Source organism: Pseudomonas sp. xss_4 (genome assembly GCF_043104125.1).
Taxonomy (GTDB): domain Bacteria; phylum Pseudomonadota; class Gammaproteobacteria; order Pseudomonadales; family Pseudomonadaceae; genus Aquipseudomonas; species Aquipseudomonas parafulva_B.
The window spans coordinates 58,687-79,599 of record NZ_JBICKJ010000096.1; the positions used below are offsets into that span (position 1 = coordinate 58,687).

At 63.4% G+C, this 20,913-nt stretch carries 17 protein-coding genes and 1 riboswitch; of the genes, 15 read left to right on the forward strand and 2 right to left on the reverse strand.

Annotated elements, in window-relative coordinates; genetic code table 11:
• Window positions 1–38 precede the first annotated feature (38 nt).
• Window positions 39–1,985 carry a sigma-54-dependent Fis family transcriptional regulator gene (locus tag ACF8GB_RS21855; protein WP_058639682.1) on the reverse strand — a complete coding sequence of 649 codons (1,947 nt, stop codon included), beginning with the start codon at window positions 1,983–1,985 and terminating at the stop codon, window positions 39–41.
• Window positions 1,986–2,239: 254 nt separating this feature from the next.
• On the opposite strand from ACF8GB_RS21855, the gene ACF8GB_RS21860 reads away from it, so the two are divergent.
• The 8 genes from ACF8GB_RS21860 (at window position 2,240) to ACF8GB_RS21895 (ending at window position 10,926) form a co-directional block, all read left to right on the forward strand.
• Window positions 2,240–3,760, forward strand: coding sequence for an aldehyde dehydrogenase family protein (locus ACF8GB_RS21860; RefSeq protein ID WP_028687655.1), 1,521 nt, complete (start codon window positions 2,240–2,242; stop codon window positions 3,758–3,760).
• 165 nt (window positions 3,761–3,925) lie between these two features.
• The gene (eat, locus tag ACF8GB_RS21865; protein WP_392527634.1) at window positions 3,926–5,374 is read left to right on the forward strand and encodes an ethanolamine permease; all 1,449 of its coding nucleotides are present in this window, start codon (window positions 3,926–3,928) and stop codon (window positions 5,372–5,374) included.
• A gap of 46 nt (window positions 5,375–5,420) precedes the next feature.
• A complete protein-coding gene (locus tag ACF8GB_RS21870) occupies window positions 5,421–6,815 on the forward strand; it encodes an ethanolamine ammonia-lyase subunit EutB (RefSeq protein WP_392475769.1) in 1,395 nt (464 codons plus the stop codon).
• Between the two features lie 12 nt (window positions 6,816–6,827).
• Window positions 6,828–7,646, forward strand: coding sequence for an ethanolamine ammonia-lyase subunit EutC (gene eutC / locus ACF8GB_RS21875; protein ID WP_197844166.1), 819 nt, complete (start codon window positions 6,828–6,830; stop codon window positions 7,644–7,646).
• 295 nt (window positions 7,647–7,941) lie between these two features.
• On the forward strand, window positions 7,942–8,589 hold the full coding sequence (locus ACF8GB_RS21880; RefSeq protein WP_058638659.1) for a DedA family protein: 648 nt from the start codon (window positions 7,942–7,944) through the stop codon (window positions 8,587–8,589).
• A 15-nt stretch (window positions 8,590–8,604) separates the two neighbouring features.
• Window positions 8,605–9,420, forward strand: a complete 816-nt coding sequence (locus ACF8GB_RS21885) for a zinc-dependent peptidase (protein ID WP_058603986.1) — start codon at window positions 8,605–8,607, stop codon at window positions 9,418–9,420.
• A 92-nt stretch (window positions 9,421–9,512) separates the two neighbouring features.
• The gene (gene ppa / locus ACF8GB_RS21890; RefSeq protein ID WP_023534987.1) at window positions 9,513–10,040 is read left to right on the forward strand and encodes an inorganic diphosphatase; all 528 of its coding nucleotides are present in this window, start codon (window positions 9,513–9,515) and stop codon (window positions 10,038–10,040) included.
• Window positions 10,041–10,224: 184 nt separating this feature from the next.
• A complete protein-coding gene (locus ACF8GB_RS21895; RefSeq protein ID WP_078479185.1) occupies window positions 10,225–10,926 on the forward strand; it encodes a helix-turn-helix transcriptional regulator in 702 nt (233 codons plus the stop codon).
• A gap of 300 nt (window positions 10,927–11,226) precedes the next feature.
• On the opposite strand, the gene ACF8GB_RS21900 is transcribed toward ACF8GB_RS21895, so the two are convergent.
• The gene (locus ACF8GB_RS21900; RefSeq protein WP_325943080.1) at window positions 11,227–13,401 is read right to left on the reverse strand and encodes a TonB-dependent siderophore receptor; all 2,175 of its coding nucleotides are present in this window, start codon (window positions 13,399–13,401) and stop codon (window positions 11,227–11,229) included.
• 182 nt (window positions 13,402–13,583) lie between these two features.
• Here ACF8GB_RS21900 and ACF8GB_RS21905 point away from each other — a divergent pair, with 182 nt between their 5' ends.
• From ACF8GB_RS21905 to dxs, 7 genes are all read left to right on the forward strand, one after another.
• Entirely contained in the window at window positions 13,584–14,276 is a 693-nt protein-coding gene (locus ACF8GB_RS21905) for a response regulator transcription factor (protein ID WP_058638661.1), read from the forward strand.
• Window positions 14,276–15,622: a sensor histidine kinase gene (locus ACF8GB_RS21910; protein ID WP_058638662.1), complete on the forward strand. Its 1,347-nt coding sequence runs from the start codon at window positions 14,276–14,278 to the stop codon at window positions 15,620–15,622. Before ACF8GB_RS21905 ends, ACF8GB_RS21910 begins: the two co-directional genes overlap by 1 nt.
• Before the next feature lie 80 nt (window positions 15,623–15,702).
• Complete coding sequence (locus tag ACF8GB_RS21915; RefSeq protein WP_197844164.1) at window positions 15,703–16,623, forward strand: alpha/beta hydrolase; 921 nt, start codon at window positions 15,703–15,705, stop codon at window positions 16,621–16,623.
• A gap of 58 nt (window positions 16,624–16,681) precedes the next feature.
• Window positions 16,682–16,823, forward strand: a riboswitch (FMN riboswitch).
• Window positions 16,824–16,903: 80 nt separating this feature from the next.
• Entirely contained in the window at window positions 16,904–17,554 is a 651-nt protein-coding gene (gene ribB / locus ACF8GB_RS21920; RefSeq protein WP_197844163.1) for a 3,4-dihydroxy-2-butanone-4-phosphate synthase, read from the forward strand.
• Window positions 17,555–17,679: 125 nt separating this feature from the next.
• Entirely contained in the window at window positions 17,680–17,922 is a 243-nt protein-coding gene (locus ACF8GB_RS21925; protein ID WP_023534977.1) for an exodeoxyribonuclease VII small subunit, read from the forward strand.
• Entirely contained in the window at window positions 17,919–18,806 is an 888-nt protein-coding gene (gene ispA / locus ACF8GB_RS21930) for a (2E,6E)-farnesyl diphosphate synthase (protein WP_058638665.1), read from the forward strand. Before ACF8GB_RS21925 ends, ispA begins: the two co-directional genes overlap by 4 nt.
• 118 nt (window positions 18,807–18,924) lie before the next feature.
• On the forward strand, window positions 18,925–20,820 hold the full coding sequence (gene dxs / locus ACF8GB_RS21935; protein WP_167339124.1) for a 1-deoxy-D-xylulose-5-phosphate synthase: 1,896 nt from the start codon (window positions 18,925–18,927) through the stop codon (window positions 20,818–20,820).
• Window positions 20,821–20,913: the final 93 nt, after the last annotated feature.

Genomic DNA, 20,913 nt, shown 5'->3' on the forward strand with positions numbered 1-20,913 from the left:
GGTAGCCCAGGGCGCGACAAATCGCACCCGCTGTTTCGTCAGTCGGGCCGGGTGATGCCATGCTTGCGCAGTTTGCGATACAGCGTGTTACGGCTGATGCCCAGGTGCTCGGCGACCCGGGTGAGCTGCCAATGCCGGGCCTCGAGAACGGCCAGCAGTGCCTGGCGTTCGGCCGTCTCCAATGCGGTGTTGCTCTCAGGTACCGGTGAACCCTCATCCGGCAAGACCGCCGTGGCCACTGGCGCTGCGTCTTGGCGACGCGCCGTGCGCACCACGGCAGGCAGGTCTGCCAGCGTGACGCGGCCCTCGTCGCACAGGGCTGCCAGGGTGCGCAGCACGTTGCGCATCTGCCGCACGTTACCAGGCCAGGGGTAGTCCAGCAGTACCTCACGCGCCTGGGGCTCGAGTTCAATCAACTGGCCTTGGGTTTCCTGGCGCAGCAGCAAGTCCAGCAACTGCGCTTTGTCGCTGCGCTCGCGCACGGCAGGCAAAGCCACTTCAAGCCCGTTGAGGCGGTAATAAAGATCTTCACGGAACGTACCCTGGGCAACCCGTTGCAGCAGGTCCCGGTGGGTGGCACTGATGATGCGAACATCCACGGCCTGCGGCTCGCCGCCGATTGGCACCACCTGCCGCTCTTCGAGCACGCGCAGCAGCCGTGTTTGCAGATCCAGCGGCATGTCGCCGATCTCGTCCAGCAACAAGGTGCCGCCGTCGGCCTGCAGCAACTTGCCGCGCATGCCTTCCTTGCGTGCCCCGGTAAAGCTGCCGGCCCGATAGCCGAACAACTCGCTTTCGATCAGGCTCTCGGGGATGGACGCGCAGTTGATGGCCACGAATGGCTTGTCCCGACGCTCGCTGGCCTGATGCACGGCCTGGGCGAAGGCTTCCTTGCCGCAACCTGTCTCGCCGCTGAGCAACAGCGGCACATTGCGCTCGAACACCCGCACACTGCGGCGAAAATCCTGTTGCAGCGCAGGGTCCAGCAGGCAGACCTGCGGTGGCTGCCGGACGACGCGGCGCGAATGCCCGGCGGGCACGGTCCAGACCGGCGTACGTGCCTGGCCACGCAGGCTGGCGAACACCTGCCGCCCGTCCAGGGTCAGCAGCGGCCAGGCTGCGCTGCCATCGGGCATGGCACGGCTGAACAGCTCGTCGTGGGTGCAGGCGAAAAACTGCTCCAGGGTCTGCCCTTGCACATCGGCGCGCACGCGGCCCAGCAGGTTCAGCGCACTCTGGTTGGCCGCGCAGATACGGCCATCGCCGTCGACCGCCAGCAGCCCCTCGCTGAACAGCCCGACCGATTCGGCCTGCAGGTGAAAACGCAGCAGCCAGTGATGCTCGAACTGGCGCATGAAATAGCAGCTTTCGATCATCTTGGCCGACAGGGTCACCATGGCCATGGTGTGGAATTCGCTTTGGCGCGAAACGTCGGGCCGCGCTGAAGACACGTCCAGCACGGCCAGCAAATGCCCCTGAGGGTCGAACACCGGGCTGGCCGAGCAGGTCAGCCCCGTATGCCGCCCACGAAAGTGTTCGTGCTGGTGGATGGTCAGCGCCTGACGTTCGACCAGGCACGTGCCGATGCCGTTGGTGCCCTCTCGCGCCTCGCTCCAGTCAGCGCCCAGCCACAGCCCGGCCTGTTCGAAGCTGCGCCGTTCGGTGGGGGCGGTGACGCAGTTGAGGATCACCCCGCGGGCATCGGTCAGCAGCACCGCATGGCCAGCACCGGAAAGCTGCTGGTGCAGGCTGTTCATTTCCTGATCGGCGATTTGCAGCACCTGGCGCATGCGTTCGCGGCTTTCCAACAGGCGGCCATGCTCCAGGACCACCGGTGCTTCGGCCAGCGCCGGATCCAGGTGGTAGTCCTCCAGGCAGCGCAGCCAGGAGCGGGCAATGGACGGGTCGCTGCCGCCTTCGACACGCCCGCCATGGGCGACCGTGTGCACTTGCCGGGCATGCTGGGTGAATGGGTTGCTCTGCATTATTGTGATTCTCCGCAGATAGAGGCTAAAGCCAGCATCCTCTACAGCAGGCCGGTTTGCAATGCACCCGCCACGAGGCGTGCCACCGGCGGTACACACTGTCACCCAAGCCTGTATCGAGCACGGTACATCGCGGGTCGCCAGAGAGCGTCAGTACCCGTCAACTGCTTGATTTCATTGAAGTGCAAAACGATGGCCCAACCTTTGCTCTACGCTTTGCACTCCACACAAACACAATAGCCAGGAGACACACCATGCGTTATGCACATCCCGGTACCGAAGGCGCTAAGGTTTCCTTCAAGAGCCGCTACGGCAACTACATCGGTGGTGAGTTCGTTCCTCCGGTAAAGGGTGAGTACTTCACCAACACATCGCCCGTGGACGGGCAACCGATTGCCGAATTCCCCCGTTCCACCGCCGAAGACATCGACAAAGCCCTGGACGCTGCCCATGCCGCTGCCGATGCCTGGGGCCGCACGTCCGTCCAGGACCGCTCCAACGTGTTGCTGCGCATTGCCGACCGTATCGAGCAGAACCTCGAGGTCCTGGCCATCACCGAAACCTGGGACAACGGCAAGCCCGTGCGAGAAACCCTCAATGCCGACATCCCGCTGGCGGTCGATCACTTCCGCTACTTCGCCGGATGCATCCGCGCCCAGGAAGGCGGCGCTGCGGAAATCAACGAAAACACCGTTGCCTACCATATCCATGAGCCGCTAGGCGTGGTGGGCCAGATCATCCCGTGGAACTTCCCGATCCTGATGGCCGCCTGGAAGCTCGCGCCAGCGCTGGCAGCAGGCAACTGCGTGGTGCTCAAGCCCGCCGAACAGACGCCCCTTGGCATTACCGTGCTGGTGGAGCTGATCGGCGACCTGCTGCCCAAGGGCGTGCTGAACGTGGTGCAGGGCTACGGCCGTGAAGCGGGCGAGGCGCTGGCCACCAGCAAGCGCATCGCCAAAATTGCCTTCACAGGTTCCACGCCCGTGGGTTCGCACATCATGAAGTGCGCGGCCGAGAACATCATCCCGTCGACGGTGGAACTGGGCGGCAAATCGCCGAACGTGTACTTCGAAGACATCATGCAGGCCGAACCGAGCTTCATCGACAAGGCCGCCGAAGGCATGGTCCTGGCCTTCTTCAACCAGGGCGAAGTGTGCACCTGCCCATCCCGTGCGCTGGTACAGGAGTCGATCTACCCGCAGTTCATGGAAGTGGTGATGAAAAAGGTGCTGCAGATCAAGCGCGGCGACCCGCTGGACACCGACACCATGGTCGGTGCGCAGGCCTCGCAACAGCAATTCGAAAAGATCCTGTCCTACCTCGAGATCGCCCAGCAGGAAGGCGCCGAGCTGCTGACCGGGGGCAAGGTCGAGAAACTCGAAGGCGCGCTGGCCACCGGTTACTACATCCAGCCGACCCTGCTCAAGGGCAACAACAAGATGCGGGTGTTCCAGGAGGAAATCTTCGGGCCTGTGGTGAGCGTCACCACCTTCAAGGACGAGGCCGAAGCCCTGGCCATTGCCAACGATACCGAGTTCGGCCTGGGCGCCGGGGTCTGGACCCGCGACATCAACCGTGCCTACCGCATGGGCCGCGGCATCAAGGCCGGGCGTGTCTGGACCAACTGCTATCACCTTTACCCGGCGCACGCGGCCTTCGGTGGTTACAAAAAGTCCGGTGTAGGCCGTGAAACCCACAAGATGATGCTCGATCACTACCAGCAGACCAAGAACCTGCTGGTGAGCTACGACATCAACCCGCTGGGCTTCTTCTAAGCCCTGCGCCGGTCTATTCGCCGGTCACGGTGCAAAGGCCGGCGTTGACTGGCCCTTTGTCCAGGGCGGTTGTCATGCACCAACCGCTCTGGCTCGCTTCCTGCAGTACAGATCACCAGCGGCCCGAACTCCTTGCGGCCATCAAGAAAAAGAACAGGTGAAACCATGCCAAGCGAACACCCAGCCGGTAGCCCGGCAGGCTATTCCGTAGATTTCGAGAAAGTCGGTTCAGACTATTTCCAACAACGTGAACTCAAGAAAGGCGCCGCCGGCTGGGTGCTTCTGGTCGGCCTGGGCGTTGCCTACGTCATCTCCGGCGACTACGCCGGCTGGAACTTCGGCCTGGCCCAAGGCGGTTGGGGCGGCATGTTCCTCGCCACCCTGCTGATGGCCACCATGTACCTGTGCATGTGCTTCTCCCTGGCCGAACTGTCGTCGATGATCCCTACTGCCGGCGGTGGCTACGGGTTCGCCCGCAGCGCCTTCGGGCCCTGGGGCGGGTTCCTGACCGGCACCGCCATCCTGATCGAGTACGCCATCGCGCCGGCGGCCATCGCCACCTTCATCGGCGCCTATTGCCAATCGTTGTTCGGCATCGGCGGTTGGATGATCTACCTGGCGTTCTACGTGGTGTTCATCGGCATCCACATCTTTGGCGTGGGCGAGGCGCTCAAGCTGATGTTCATCATCACCGCCATCGCCGCCGTTGCACTGGCCGTGTTCCTGGTGGCCATGGTGCCCCATTTTGATGCAGCCAACCTGTTCGACATCGCCGTCACCGATGCCGCAGGGGCCAGCAGCTTCCTGCCGTTCGGCTATGTAGGCGTGTGGGCAGCCATCCCCTATGCGATCTGGTTCTTCCTGGCGGTTGAGGGCGTGCCATTGGCCGCCGAAGAAACCAAGAACCCCAAGCGCGACCTGCCACGCGGCCTGATTGGCGCGATGCTGGTGCTGGTGGCGTTCGCCCTGCTGATCCTGATCGTCGGCCCCGGCGGTGCAGGCTCCGAAGCACTCAAGGCCTCCGGTAACCCCCTGGTCGAGGCGCTGGCCAAGGCTTACGGCGGTTCCACCTGGATGGGCAGCTTCGTCAACCTGGTGGGCCTGGCAGGCCTGATCGCCAGCTTCTTCTCGATCATCTATGCCTACTCGCGCCAGATCTTCGCGCTGTCGCGGGCCGGCTACCTGCCGCGCAAGCTGTCCGAGACCAACAAGAGCAAGGCGCCGGTCATGGCGTTGGTGATTCCGGGCATCATCGGTTTTGCCCTGTCGCTGACAGGTCAAGGCGACTTGCTCATCCTGGTTGCCGTGTTCGGGGCTACCTTGTCTTATGTACTGATGATGGCGGCGCACATCACCCTGCGCATCCGTCGCCCGAAAATGGAGCGCCCTTACCGCACCCCAGGCGGCATCTTCACCTCGGGCCTGGCCCTGGTGCTGGCCTGTATCGCCGTGGTCGCCGGCTTCCTGGTCGACCCACGCGTGGTGATCGGCGCTGCCGTGATCTATGCGGTGCTGATCGCGTACTTTGCGTTCTACAGCCGTCACCACCTGGTAGCGGGCACGCCAGAAGAGGAATTCGCCGCGATCCAGAAGGCCGAAGAGGCCTTGCACTGATCGACGACACTCGCCGCGGGCCACCCCGCGGCCTTGGAGAATCTGCATGGCAAATTTCGTACACACCGTGGGCAACCTGGTCTATCGCTTCGACAGCCTCAGGGAGGTGATGGCCAAGGCCAGCCCCGCACGCTCCGGCGACTACCTCGCCGAGGTCGCGGCTTCAAGCGATGGCGAGCGCGTGGCTGCGCAAATGGCATTGGCCAATATTCCGCTGTCGCATTTTCTGGGCGAAGCACTGATCCCCTACGAAAGCGACGAAGTCACCCGCTTGATCATCGATACCCACGATGCACAGGCGTTCGCACCGGTCAGTCACCTGACCGTGGGTGGCTTGCGTGACTGGCTGTTGAGCGAGCAGGCCGATGAAGACAGCCTGCGCGCATTGGCGCCGGGGCTGACGCCGGAAATGGCCGCCGCCGTGTCGAAGATCATGCGCATCCAGGACCTGGTGCTGGTGGCCCAGAAGATCCGCGTCGTTACCCAGTTTCGCGGCACCATGGGCCTGCGCGGGCGCCTGTCGACCCGACTGCAGCCCAACCACCCCACCGACGAACCGGCCGGTATCGCGGCGAGCATTCTCGACGGCCTGCTGTATGGCAACGGCGATGCCATGATCGGCATCAACCCAGCCACGGACAGCACCGCTTCCATCTGTGCGCTGCTGGAAATGCTCGATGCCATCATCCAGCGCTACGACATTCCGACCCAGTCCTGCGTGCTCACCCATGTCACCACCTCGATCGAGGCGATCAACCGGGGCGTGCCCCTGGACCTGGTCTTCCAGTCCATCGCCGGCACCGAGGCGGCCAATGCGGGGTTCGGCATCAACCTGAACGTGTTGCAGGAGGGGTACGAAGCAGGGCTATCGCTCAAGCGCGGCACCCTGGGGCAGAACCTGATGTATTTCGAAACCGGCCAAGGCAGTGCGCTGTCGGCCAACGCTCATCATGGTGTCGACCAACAGACGTGCGAGACCCGCGCCTATGCCGTCGCACGCCACTTCAAGCCGTTCCTGGTCAATACCGTGGTCGGTTTCATTGGTCCGGAGTACCTGTACAACGGCAAGCAGATCATCCGTGCGGGCCTTGAAGACCACTTCTGCGGCAAGCTGCTGGGCGTGCCAATGGGCTGCGACATCTGCTACACCAACCATGCCGAAGCCGACCAGGACGACATGGACACGCTGCTGACGCTGCTGGGGGTCGCCGGGATCAACTTCATCATGGGTATCCCCGGCTCGGACGACATCATGCTCAACTACCAGACCACCTCGTTCCATGACGCCCTGTATGCCCGCCAAACCCTGGGCCTCAAGCCTGGGCCTGAGTTCGAAGCATGGCTGGCGCGCACCGGCATCTTCACCCAGGCCGACGGCCGGATACGCTTTGGTGACAACCTGCCGCCAGCCTTCCGGCAGGCCCTGGCACAGCTTGCATAGGAATCGCCGATCATGGACAACCGCACCCCCACCCCCGAAAACCCCTGGCTGGCCCTGCGCAACCTGACCCCCGCCCGTATCGCCCTGGGGCGCGTGGGCACCAGCCTTCCGACCAGTGCGCAACTGGACTTCCAGTTCGCCCATGCCCAGGCTCGGGACGCCGTGCACCTGCCCTTCGACGTGACTGAACTGACGGCACAGCTCGATCAACGGGGGCGCGATAGCCTGGTGTTGCACAGCGCCGCAAGCGACCGTCATCAATACCTGCAGCGGCCCGATCTGGGCCGGCGTCTGAACGAGGATTCGGTCGCCACCTTGCGCCAGCATGCCCAGGCCAACCCAGGCGGGGTCGACCTGGCAATCGTGGTGGCCGACGGACTCTCCGCCTTGGCGGTACACCGTCATACGCTCCCGTTTCTGACCCGCCTTGAGGAGCAGGTCAACGCCGAAGGCTGGACTTGCGCGCCCATAACGTTGGTCCAGCAAGGACGCGTGGCGGTGGCAGATGAGGTGGGCGAGCTGCTCGGCGCTCGCATGACCGTGATGCTGATCGGTGAGCGGCCAGGGCTCAGTTCGCCGGACAGCCTGGGGCTTTATTTCACCTACGCCCCGAGGGTCGGGCTGACCGACGCCTACCGCAACTGCATTTCCAATGTGCGCCTGGAGGGGTTGAGCTATGGCATGGCCGCGCATCGGCTGCTGTACCTGATGCGGGAAGCCTGTCTGCGCCAGCTGTCAGGCGTGAACCTTAAGGATGAGGCTGAAGTTCACAGCCTGGAAAGTGACGAACTGGCCAGCCAGAAAGATAACTTTCTTCTGGGCAAGGGCTGAGCACCTGCGTAGGAGGGTGGTGCTGCACCGGCTGCCCTGCTGCGCGCTACAGGCGGGCCACTGAACACGCTCGCCGTATCCTCCGTGCGGCGAGCATGGACGATGAACGATGTCCACGACCTCAGTGTCTGTCGGCCGTACTACAACGCAGCTCACGCCTTCCTACTGCCGTAACCCCCCGCTACAAAGTCTGCGGGCGTGATCCTGACTTCGCCGTATAATGGCCCACTTGTCATGTGTGAAATTTCACTCCTCCAGGTCACCGAGCCTTCGACCCAGACCACAGGTGCTGTACATGGATTTCAACCCGCTGGACCTCATCCTCCATCTCGATGCATACCTTGATCTGTTGGTCACCAATTACGGGCCCTGGATCTATGCCATTTTGTTTGCTGTGATTTTTTGTGAAACCGGGCTGGTGGTGATGCCTTTCCTGCCAGGTGATTCCCTGCTGTTCATCGCCGGTGCAGTCGCTGCGGGCGGCGGCATGGACCCTGTCCTGCTGGCCGGGTTGCTGATGATTGCCGCCATCCTGGGCGACAGCACCAACTACGTGATCGGGCGAACGGCCGGCGAGCGCCTGTTCAATAACCCGAACTCCAAGATTTTCCGCCGCGACTACCTGCAGCGCACCCACGACTTCTATGAGCGTCACGGCGGCAAGACGGTCACCATGGCGCGTTTTCTGCCCATCCTGCGCACGTTCGCGCCGTTTGTGGCTGGTATTGCCCGCATGCACTACCCGCGCTTTCTCGGTTTCAGTATTGCCGGCACGTTGCTCTGGGTAGGCGGCCTGGTCACGCTGGGGTACTTCTTCGGCAATGTGCCGTTCATCAAGCAGCACCTGTCGCTGATGGTGGTGGGTATCATCCTGCTGTCGCTGGTCCCGATGATTCTCGGCCTGCTGCGCACCCGCCTGGGTCGCACGGCCAAGGCGCACTGAGGCGCCTGATCGGGCATGTGGTCGTTCAGCGCCTGGCGGCGTAAGCGCACGTTGGCGCGCTTCCCGATCAGCGTCCAGCAATGGCAAGCCGTACGCGAGCGCTTGCCCATACTGGACGGTATCGACGACGCCGAGGACCAATGGTTGCGCGAGGCCAGCATCCTGTTCCTGAACGAAAAGCACCTGACGTGCCTGCCAGGCGTCGAGCTCGACGATGAGCAACGCCTGGTGCTGGCGGCACAAGCTCAGCTGCCGTTACTGCACCTGGGTGACCTGAACTGGTATCAGGGCTTTCACGAAATCATCCTCTACCCCGACGATTTCAAAAGCCCGCAGCGCCACCGGGACGCCAGCGGCGTGGAGCACGCCTGGGACGGCGAACACAGTGGCGAGGCCTGGCAGCAGGGCCCGATCATCCTGGCCTGCAATGGCGTGTTCGGCAGTGGCGGCTGGGAAGCCTACAACCTGGTCATCCATGAGCTGGCGCACAAGCTGGACATGCTCAACGGCGATGCCAATGGCCTGCCTCCCCTGCACAGCGACATGGCTGTGCAACGCTGGGCGAACGCCATGCAACAGGCCTTCGACGACCTCAACCGACAACTCGACCTGGATCCGGAAGCCGAAACGCCGATTGACCCCTATGCCGCCGAAAACCCCGCCGAGTTCTTCGCCGTGACCAGCGAGTACTTCTTCAGCGCCCCCGACCTGCTGCACCAGGCCTACCCCGAGGTCTACCAGCAACTGTCGCTGTTCTACCGGCAGAACCCGCTTGCACGCCTGGCCCGGTTGCAACGCGAGCATCCCGACTATCGCCATCCCCCCGTGTAGCGCCCGGTTCATTGGGCCAGACGTGGCATGCCCCGTCGGAATATGCCTATAATCGCCGCCACTTTTTTGGTCAAACACGGGGGCACTGCCCAATGAGCTACAGCAAGATTCCGGCGGGCAAAGACCTGCCGAACGACATCTACGTCGCCATCGAGATCCCGGCCAACCACGCGCCGATCAAATACGAGATCGACAAGGACAGCGACACGCTGTTCGTCGACCGTTTCATGGCCACCCCTATGTTCTACCCGGCCAACTACGGCTTTATCCCCAACACCCTGGCTGACGACGGTGATCCGCTGGACGTGCTGGTGGTTACCCCTTACCCAGTGGCCCCCGGTTCGGTCATCCGCGCCCGCCCGGTAGGTGTCTTGAACATGACCGACGATGGCGGCGGCGACGCCAAGGTCATCGCAGTGCCCCACGACAAGCTGTCGCAGCTGTACGTGGACGTGAAGGAATACACCGACCTGCCTGCCCTGCTGATCCAGCAGATCGAGCATTTCTTTGCCAACTACAAAGATCTCGAAAAGGGCAAGTGGGTCAAGATCGAAGGCTGGGACGGCGCCGACGCCGCCCGCGCTGCGATCACCAAATCGGTCGAAGCCTACAAAGGCTGATCCTGATTGCATGAAAAACCCGCTTCGGCGGGTTTTTTTTGGCGCGCGATAGGCTTCACAGCCAATCTCGGCTTAAGCGTTCTACAACGTCCTACACCCGCGTCTGACTACTCCTACATCTCCCCTTCCGCGCATCAACATCCTGTTCATACCCTTGGTGGCACCGTGCCGCTACACTTTCTCCATGAACACATCTGGTGAACGTTTAAGAGCCCTTCTTCAAGAATGCGGCCTGACCCCTGCAAACTTCGCAGCCCAGCGCGGCGTGACGCCTCAGCACGTCAACAACTGGTTCAATCGCGGGGTCCCGCTGGCTCGCCTGGACGAGCTCGCCGACCTGTTCTGCGTGCACCGTCGCTGGCTGCGCACCGGCGAAGGCGCCAAACATCCCAATGCCATCCTGCGCACCTGTCCGCCACGCCCGGTGCCGATAGACGCCCCCATTCCGCGTGCAGTTCATCGCGGGCGCGTGGTACACGTGCCGTTCCACGAGGTGCGCAATGGCCTGCTGTGCAAGGTGTCAGGGCGTGCCCTGCGCCTGCCTGCCAACGCCCTGCGAATGCTGGGCGTCAAACACGACACGTCCATCTGCATGGCCATGCCAGGCGGCAACATGGCCCCTTTGATCCCCGTCGAAGCGACCCTGGCCATCGACATGAGCATGACCCAGATCGTCGAGGGCGAAACCTATGCCCTGCTGATCAATGGCGCGTTGCGCGTGCATAACCTGACCATGGGCGAGCACGGCACGCTTTACCTGCATAGTCATGACCGGCACAACTACGCCGTCGAGCGCTTGACCCCCAGCCAGCGCCAGGCGCAAGGGCTGGAGATCTTGGGGTGGGTCTATCACTGGTCGCATTTTCGCCGGCAACGACCCGGTTGAAACACCCTGTGCCATTTTTTGCTGGGCATCAGGTGCGTGCCCTTGTATGCTACGCGCACATCAGCCCCGACCGGCGCAAGCCGCAGTCCAGAGGGCTCGGCGATACCCCATACGGGCATCAGCCATCTCTTTCCAGGCCTCTTTTGGCCACACCGTTAAGGCGATTGCGGCTTACCATAAATTAGTCGGAAGCGTCCCCGAGAAGCCGGCCACAAGCCGGCTTTTTAATGCCTGTCTTTCAGCCAGAACAAAGCGGCGAGACCCTATAGGCGCCGCCGAATTGTCCTTTAGCACACGCCTTTAGAAATCGTAACGCGCACCCACCAGCACGCTGCGCGACGGGCCGTAGAAGTTGAACGTGGACGTCGAACCCACCCGCGACAGGTAATCGCGATCGAACAGGTTGTTGACGTTGACGGTGGCAGTCAGTTTGGAGGTCACCGGGTAGGAAAGCATGGCGTCCACTGTGGCATAACCTGGCGCATCGATGCGTACCCCGCCGTTTTCCGAGTGGAAATTGCTCATCGCCGAGACGCCGCCACCGATGGCCAGCCCGGTGAGCGCGCCTTGGCTGATGGTGTATTTGCTCCACAGCGACGCCTGGTGGCGCGGCATGATGAAGAACGTGGTTTCGGCATCGCCCTTCACGGTTTCGGTGTCCATCCAGGTGTAACCGCCCAGCAGCTCCCAGTTATCGGTCAGCTTGCCGCTGACTTCCACTTCTGCCCCCTTGACCCGTGTCTTGCCGGCAGCTACCGAGTCCTTGGTCGCGACGCCTTCGCTGTCGTAACGGGTGGTGGCGCGGTTTTCGTCGGTCAGGCGAAATGCCGACAGGCGCGTATTGAGCGCGCCGCCAAAATAGCTGCTCTTGATACCCACTTCGTACTGCTCGCCTTCACGTGGCTTGAGTACTCGGCCGTCGCCATCGGTCGCCGACTGCGGCTTGAACACCTGCGAATAGCTGGCATACAGCGCATGGTTTTCGGACAGGTCGTAGACCGCACCGGTATAGGGTGTGAAATGACCATCGACCTGCTTGCTATCGTCCGCAGTGACACCGGTCTTGAGGGTCGTGGTGTAGAAATCGCCACGGTACCAACTGAACCGCCCGCCGGCGATCAACGCCAGGCGCTCGACCGGGCGGAAGGTGACCTTGGAATACAAGCCGTATTCCTCTTCCTGCATGCCCGTCTCGGTCGTGTAGTTCGCAGCGGGTTTGGCGAACTGCTTGGGTGAGTAAGTGTTGACGTTGATGTTGCCCAGCGTCGTGGCCCCGTTCAGGTACTCGGTGTCGTAGTTCTTGTAATCGCTGCCGACGACGAACTCACTGACCTGGCCAAAGGTCTCGAAGGGCTGGCTGTAGCTGGCATCGACCGCGTAGGTGTCCTGGGTGAAATCGCGCGCACTGGCGCGTTCGGAGTTTTTGCCCGTGGTGGGGTTTGTGGCCGTGAACGCGTAGAGATAATTGGTATCGCGGTGCGATCCGCGTGCAGCGATGCGGCCATAGCCACCGTTGTCGAAACGATGGGTCAGCTCAGCGACCAGGTCGGTGGTCTTGCCGTCGAACGCGTTCCAGTCTGCGCCCAGAAAACGGGAATGGCTGAAGTCAGGCACCTTGCCGTCCAACGTTGCCGGGTAACCATTGTGCGGCGTAATGTTCTTGACCTCGTGGATCAGGCCGAACGACAGGGTAGTGGCCTCGTCCAGGTCGACATCCAGCGCGCCGTAGTAGCTGTTGCTGGTGTTGGCGTTGTAATCGACTTCGCCATTGGTGTCGTCGCGCGAGGCGATGAAGCGCCCACGCACCCGCCCGTTTTCGTCCAGCGGCCCGCTCAGGTCCAGTTCCTGGTGATTGGTATCCCAAGTACCGTAGTAGCCCTCGACATGCCCCTGAAAGTCGGCCGTGGGCCGCTTGCGCACCATGTTGACGATACCGCCCAGTTCGCTGGTGCTGCTGAACAGCCCAGCCGGGCCACGCATGATCTCGACACGGTCGAATGCCACAAGCGATGGCACGGTCCCGAAGATGCTCGCCATCGGTGCTGGCAGGCCGTCGATGTTGAATTCGCTGTACTCATAGCCACGGGCGTAGATCGATGACCGACCACTGTCGTTGGTCAGGGTACGCAGGCCGGCCGTGTATTTGGCCAGGTCATCGAGGTGGACGAACTGCCGATCCTTGACGTAATCCTGGGTATAGACGGTGATCGACTGTGGGATGTCCTTCAAGGCCGCTGGCGTCTTGGTGCCCACGGTAGCGGCGTCCACGCTGTACCCACCAGTGGCCTCGGAGGGCAGCATGTCGTACAGCCGATTGCCCTCGATGGTCAATGCCGGCAGGTCGAGGGGATCGTCAGCGTTCACCACCATGGCTACGTCTTGCGCCAATGCCGTAAGTGAAAACGGCGCCACCAGCCCCGCCACCAGCCATCCCCGCACGCGTCGCGCGCGCCCTGCCCCACTGAAAACGTTCATGCCGCACCCTTTGCCCATATGATAGTAATTCGCAAACGAAACATATTGCTTTTTGCGAACGATACCGGAGCAGGTACAGGGCATGCAGCAGCATTAACCTTCTTAACACATTGGGCCATTGCCTAGGGTCGAGGCCGGTGGGATGATTTGCAACTGATATAAATTCTCATTCAAGGCTCGCCGTGCCCACCTCCCTGCTGCTGGTCGAAGACGACCCACGCTTACGCCACGACCTTTACCGCCATTTCATCGACCGTGGCTTCGAGGTACACGCATGCGCGACGGGCGACGCGGCGCTGGCCGATGCCCACCGATGCGTATTCGACCTGGCGCTGCTGGATATCATGCTGCCAGGTCTCGACGGGCTGAGCCTGCTCGATGCACTGCGGCGCAAGCAGGCAGTACCGGTGATTCTCATGTCGGCATTGGGTGCCGAGCAGGACCGCATCACCGGATTTACCCGGGGTGCCGACGATTACCTGCCCAAGCCCTTCAGTCTGGCGGAACTGGATGCACGGGTCGATGCACTGTTGCGTCGGGTCGCCTTCCACAGCACGCCGCCCGTGGCGACGCGTACTGATGAGCCCGTATTTGATCACACTGCACAGGATGTCATGCATAACGGCCTGCCGGCTGGGTTGACTGGCTCGGAGTTCCGCTTGTTGATCACCCTGCACGCCCATGCCGGGGAGCCGCTGAGCAAGCCTTTCCTGTACCAGACCGTCCTGCACCGTGGCTACACGCGCCTGGATCGAGGCCTGGATGTGCATGTGTGCAACGTGCGCCGCAAGCTGGCGGACATCGGCATACAGCATCTGCTCATCCAGGCTGTGCGTGGCCAGGGCTATGTCCTGGTCGTGCAGAGCCCGGCCTGATGCGGCGACATCCGCTGCTGTGGAAGCTGGCCCTGCTGCAGGTCAGCTTCTGCCTGCTGCTCACCTGGTTGATCTGGACCTGGGGCCTGACGGTGGAGCGCAGCACCTATTTCCTGGCCCAGGCCGACCAGGACTACCTGGCGCGCTATGCCCGGCAGGCCGAGCTCGCCTGGGAGCAAGGGGGAGCCATGGGCGTCGAGACCTGGCGCAAGCAGGTGCAAATGACCGAGGACACCTGGGCAGCGGTCGTCGGCCCTTACCTGCAAAGCCTGGGCACCACACCGCTCACAGCCGAGGAGGCAGGTCACCTGACCTTCATGCGCAAGCTGAACTGGCCCATGAGCCGCCGCCTGCAAGGCGAACTGCCTTACGTCAGCATTGCCTTCCCGCGCCACCCCGAACACGGGCGCCTGGTCATGCAACTGCCCGAGCGGCTACTGCCCACCGGGCTGACACCCTGGACTCACCTGGTCACCCACGGCGTGGCGCCGGCGTTGCTGGCCCTGCTGATGGGGCTGGCACTGTACCGTCACCTTGTCGCCCCGTTGAACCGCCTGCGTGACCGCGCCGACGCGCTGCGGGCCAATGACCTGGACAGCCCAGGCCTGCCCCTGCAAGACCGGCGCGATGAGCTGGGCGAGCTGGCGCAGGCTTTCGATCACATGGCCAATCGCTTGCGCCAGAGCCTGGAACAGCAGCGGCTGCTATTGCGCACACTGTCCCACGAATTGCGCACGCCGCTGGCACGCCTGCGTATTGCCCATGACAGCAACTTGCCTGCCGCCCAGCTACGCGCGCGCATGGATTATGAAACCAGCCATATGCAGAAACTGCTGGAAGACACCCTCGACCTGGCCTGGATGGACACCGAACAGCCCGTCCTGGCCACCGAGCCGGTCCTGATGACATCGCTGTGGGAGGCGCTGTGCCAGGACATCTGCTTCGAAAGTGGCTGGAGCCTCGCGCGCCTGCCATGCACGCTCGGGCAGGACTGCGTGGTCCAGGTGCACCTGGACAGCGTGGCCCAGGCGCTAGAGAACCTGCTGCGAAACGCCATCCGACACTCTCCGCCCGATGGAACCGTCTGCCTGGAGGGCTGGCGCGAAGGCGCGCATTGGCACTTGTGCGTGCGCGATCAAGGCCCCGGCGTGCCCGAGGCAGCGCTTGAGCGCATCTTTCAACCCTACCAGCGGCTGAGCGCCAGCGGCGCAGGCTTTGGACTGGGCCTGGCCATCGCCCGGCGCGCCGTGCAATTGCAGGGTGGCCGACTCTGGGCCTGCAATGCTCACCCAGGCTTGCACCTGCACCTGACCCTGCCGGCCAGCGCCAACGGTTTAGAAAGTTAAGGCGCTTTACGCGTGTTGGAGGCTGACTATCATCTGGCTGCTTGAGTTGCAGTGCCTGCAATGCCGTGAAGAGATGCCTGATGAACAGAATGATCCGGGGCCTGGCGTTTGCGCTGGCCCTTGTGACCGGTGCCGCCACGGCCCAGCCTGAGCATGACCAGCCGATGGATACGACGCTGCTGGCACGCAAGGACCTGGCCTACCGATTCACCCAACTGGACCTTGACTCGGCAGACGGCGCGCGTCACTACCGACTATGGGTAGGGCTGCCCAAGCGCGCCGCCCCCGCAACCGGCTACCCGGTGTTATGGATGCTGGACGGCAACGCAGCCCTGGGCGCCCTGGACCGGCAACGCCTCGACGCCTTGGCCGCCGGCCAGGCCCCCGTACTGGTCGCCGTGGGTTACCAGACCCACCAGCGCATCGACAGAGCCAGCCGAACCTACGACTACACGCCGGCGCTTGCCGGAAAGACCGAGCAGCGCGACCCTCTCACCGGGCAGCCCAGCGGCGGGGTGGATACGTTTCTCGACCTGCTGGAGACGCGCATGCGCCCGAGGCTGGCAGCGCTGGTGAGCATCGATCCCCGGCAGCAGACCCTGTGGGGACACTCCTATGGCGGCCTGGCCGTGCTTCATGCCCTCTTCACCCGGCCCAAGTCATTCGCCGTCTATGCGGCGGCCAGCCCCTCGTTGTGGTGGCACGACGGCGCGATCCTGCACGAAGCGGCAGGCCTGCCGTCGCAGTTGGGGGATGCCCAGCCACGCGTGCTGTTGATGCGCGGCGCACTGGAGCCGGCCAGCCCCCGCGAACCGGCCCAGCCCCACGCCGATCAGACGGCACGGAGCCTCGCCGCCAGCCTGGCCCAGGTCAACGGCGTGCAGGTGTCCTTCAAGCAGTTCGACGGCCTTGGGCATGGGCCGATGCTTCCGGCATCGCTGCACTGGCTGATCGATAGCCTGAGCAAAGCAGCACCGCAGGGCACCTCGTCCAGCCGCTGACAGCGGCCCCGATCATGACGGCGGGTTGCCAACCCAGGCACCGGGTGCGGTATGCTTGCCCGGTCTTCAGGGCGGGGTGAAAGTCCCCACCGGCGGTAAATCGAAAGATGAGCCCGCGAGCGCTCCGGCTGTGCCGGAGGTCAGCAGACCTGGTGAGATTCCAGGGCCGACGGTCATAGTCCGGATGAAAGAAGGCGTCAGGCAGGGGCCCCATGGGCACCCCTGCGCACGCATTTTGCTCGCCCCGAGACGTTCATCGATCACTTACGAGGAGCGTTTCATGTCTACTTTGCACCCTGTGCACTTTCCCAATGTCACCGCCGCCATCGCCGCGTTCAAGGCCGGCCGCCCCGTGCTGCTGCTTGACGATGACGACCGTGAAGATGAAGCGGACATCATTGCCGCTGCCGAGAACATTTCGTTGCAGACCATGGCCATGATGATCCGCGATTGCAGCGGCATCGTCTGCCTGTGCCTGGACGAGACAACGGTCGATGAGCTGCAACTGGCACCCATGGTCCAGAACAACCAGGCCCGCCACGGCACCGGGTTCACGGTCACCATCGAAGCTGCCGAGGGCATCAGCACTGGCGTAAGCGCCCAGGACCGGGTCACCACGATCGCCGCTGCACTGCGGTCTTCGGCCGAGCAACGGCATATTGTCAGCCCTGGGCATGTTTTTCCGCTGCGCGCGCGCAATGGCGGTGTGCTCACGCGTCGCGGCCACACCGAAGGGTCGGTTGACCTGGCGCGCCTGGCCGGGCTGCGGCCAGCAGCGGTCTTGTGCGAATTGATGAACCCTGACGGCACGATGGCTCGCGGCGAGGAAGTGGCCGTCTATGCGCGCCAGTACAACCTGCCCACGCTGACCATCGATGAGTTGGCGCAGTATCGCCTGGCGCTGCAGGCGCAAACGGCTCCGGCGATCTGATCGACCTGGCCATCCAAGGCCTGGACGGCGGCGCCAACCCGGCGCTGCCGTGCCAATGGCGGTTTGCTCACCCCGCCCTGCTCTGCTAGTGTCGCGGCGTTCAGACTACCGCCGAGACTGCCGCCATGGCCCGCAAAAAAGCTTCCCTTGATTTCGAGCAATCCCTTGCCGAGTTGCAGGCACTGGTCGAGCGCCTGGAGAACGGCGAGTTGTCCCTGGAGGACTCACTTGCCGCTTTCGAACAAGGCATTGCCCTGACGCGTGATTGCCAAGGCGCCCTGGCTCAGGCCGAACAGAAGGTGCAGGTGCTGCTGGAGCGCGATGGCGAACTGACCGCCCAACCCTTCGACGTGGAACCCGAGGCATGATCGGTGCCTATCAGTCCGCCTGCCAGGCCCGTGTCGATGGCGCACTCGAGCCGTTGTTCATCGCCCCCACTCCCGAACTCGAGCGCCTGTATGCCGCCATGCGCTACAGCGTGATGAACGGCGGCAAGCGCGTACGCCCGCTGCTCGTCTATGCGGCCTGCGAGGCCTTGGGCGCTCCGGCGGAGCACGCCAACGGCGCCGCTTGCGCAGTCGAGCTCATCCACGCTTACTCGCTGGTCCATGACGACTTGCCGGCCATGGACGACGACGACCTGCGTCGCGGCCAGCCGACCACACACAAGGCGTTCGACGAGGCCTGCGCCATTCTGGCCGGTGACGGCCTGCAAAGCCTGGCCTTCAACGCATTGCTCGACCCCCACCTGAGCCCTCAGACCGACGCACTTCGCCTGGCCATGGTGCAGGCCCTGGCCACGGCCGCCGGTCCCGCTGGCATGGTGGGCGGGCAAGCCATCGACCTGGGTTCGGTGGGCATGAAGCTGGACCAGCAGGCCTTGGCGTTCATGCACCGGCACAAGACCGGTGCCCTGATCGAAGCCAGCGTCCGCCTGGGTGGGCTGGCCAGTGCCCGTGCCGACCAGACGCAGCTCGATGCCTTGCAGGTGTATGCGCAGGCCATTGGCCTGGCCTTCCAGGTTCAGGACGACATCCTGGATGTGGAAAGCGATACGGCTACACTGGGTAAACGCCAGGGCGCCGACATCGCCCGCGACAAGCCGACTTACCCTGCCCTGCTGGGCATGGAGGCGGCCAAGGCCTACGCGATCGAACTGCGCGACCAGGCACTGGTCGCATTGGAAAGGTTCGACGAAAAGGCCGAACCACTGCGAGCCCTGGCGCGCTATATCGTCGAACGCCGCAACTGACCTGGTGAGTACCGCGCGATGGCTGCGAAGCCGCCCGCGCGTCACCCGTCTGAATGGGCAGCTTTTCCTACAATGGGGTAAACTGCCGCGTCTTAATACACCTATAACGACTCGCCTGATGCCCACGACGTTTCAAGAGATCCCCCGCGAACGCCCGGTCACGCCGCTGCTAGACCGAGCTGACACGCCAGATGGCTTGCGCCGCCTGGCCGAAGCCGACCTGGAGACCCTGGCCGACGAGTTGCGCCAGGAGCTTCTGTATACCGTGGGCCAGACCGGTGGGCACTTCGGTGCCGGCCTGGGCGTCATCGAGCTGACCATCGCCCTGCACTACGTCTTCGATACCCCCGATGACCGGCTGGTATGGGACGTGGGTCACCAGGCCTACCCGCACAAGATTCTGACCGGGCGCCGCAACCGCATGCTCAGCCTGCGCCAGAAAGACGGCGTAGCCGCCTTCCCGCGCCGCAGCGAAAGCGTGTACGACACCTTCGGCGTCGGTCACTCCAGCACATCGATCAGCGCGGCACTGGGCATGGCCATTGCGGCGCGCCTGCAAAACAGCGCTCGCAAGTCCATTGCGGTCATCGGCGACGGCGCACTCACGGCGGGCATGGCCTTCGAGGCGTTGAACCACGCCCAGGAAGTCAACGCCGATATGCTGGTGATCCTCAACGACAACGACATGTCGATTTCGCGCAATGTGGGAGGCTTGTCCAACTACCTGGCCAAGATCCTCTCCAGCCGCACCTACACCAGCATGCGCGAAGGCAGCAAGAAAGTGCTGTCGCGCCTGCCAGGTGCGTGGGAAATAGCGCGGCGTACCGAAGAGTATGCCAAGGGCATGCTGGTCCCCGGCACGCTGTTCGAAGAGCTGGGCTGGAACTACATCGGCCCCATCGATGGTCACGACCTGCCCACGATGATCGCCACCCTGCGCAACATGCGCGACCTCAAGGGTCCGCAGTTCCTGCACGTGGTGACCAAAAAGGGCAAGGGGTTCGCCCCGGCCGAGATCGACCCGATCGGCTACCACGCCATCACCAAGCTCGAGCCCGTGGACAAGCCGGTTGCGCCGAAACAGGCCAGCGGACCGAAGTATTCCGCCGTGTTCGGCCAGTGGCTCTGCGACATGGCCGCTGCCGACGATCGCCTTGTCGGCATCACGCCGGCCATGAAGGAAGGCTCCGACCTGGTGGCGTTCAGCGAGCGCTACCCTGAACGCTACTTCGACGTGGCGATTGCCGAACAGCATGCCGTCACCCTCGCGGCGGGCATGGCTTGCGAAGGTAGCAAGCCGGTGGTGGCTATCTACTCGACCTTCCTGCAGAGGGCCTACGACCAGTTGATTCATGACGTGGCCGTGCAGAACCTGGACGTGCTGTTCGCCATCGACCGCGCCGGCCTGGTGGGTGAAGACGGCCCGACCCATGCCGGCAGCTATGACCTGTCCTACCTGCGCTGCATCCCTGGCATGCTGGTGATGACGCCCAGCGACGAAAGCGAGCTGCGCAGAATGCTCAGCACCGGCCACCTGTACAACGGCCCGGCTGCCGTGCGCTATCCGCGCGGTACTGGCCCTGGCGCGGCTGTCGACGAGGGGTTGGAACCGCTGGAGATTGGCAAGGGCGTGGTGCGTCGCCGGGGTGAAAAGGTCGCACTGTTGGTCTTTGGCGTACAGTTGGCCGAAGCCCTGCAAGTGGCCGAACAGATCAATGCCACGGTCGTCGACATGCGCTTCGTCAAGCCTCTGGATGAATCCCTGGTGCTGGAAATGGCAGGTAGCCACGAACTGCTGGTGACCATCGAGGAGAACGCCATCATGGGCGGTGCCGGTGCTGCCGTAGGCGAGTGCCTGGCCAGGGAGGCGGTGGTCAAGCCGTTGCTGCACCTGGGCTTGCCGGACCTCTATGTCGAACACGCCAAGCCTGCGCAGATGCTGGCAGAGTGCGGGCTGGATGCAGCGGGCATCGAAGCGAGCGTCAAAGCCCGCATGGTCAAGCTGGGGCTTTGATGTGCAGGGCTGCGCTGCAGCCCTGTTGCTCAGCCAAACGAGCCGGCATTCATTTACCCAACGAGGTCGGTGATTGCCGGCTTTTTCTTCGTT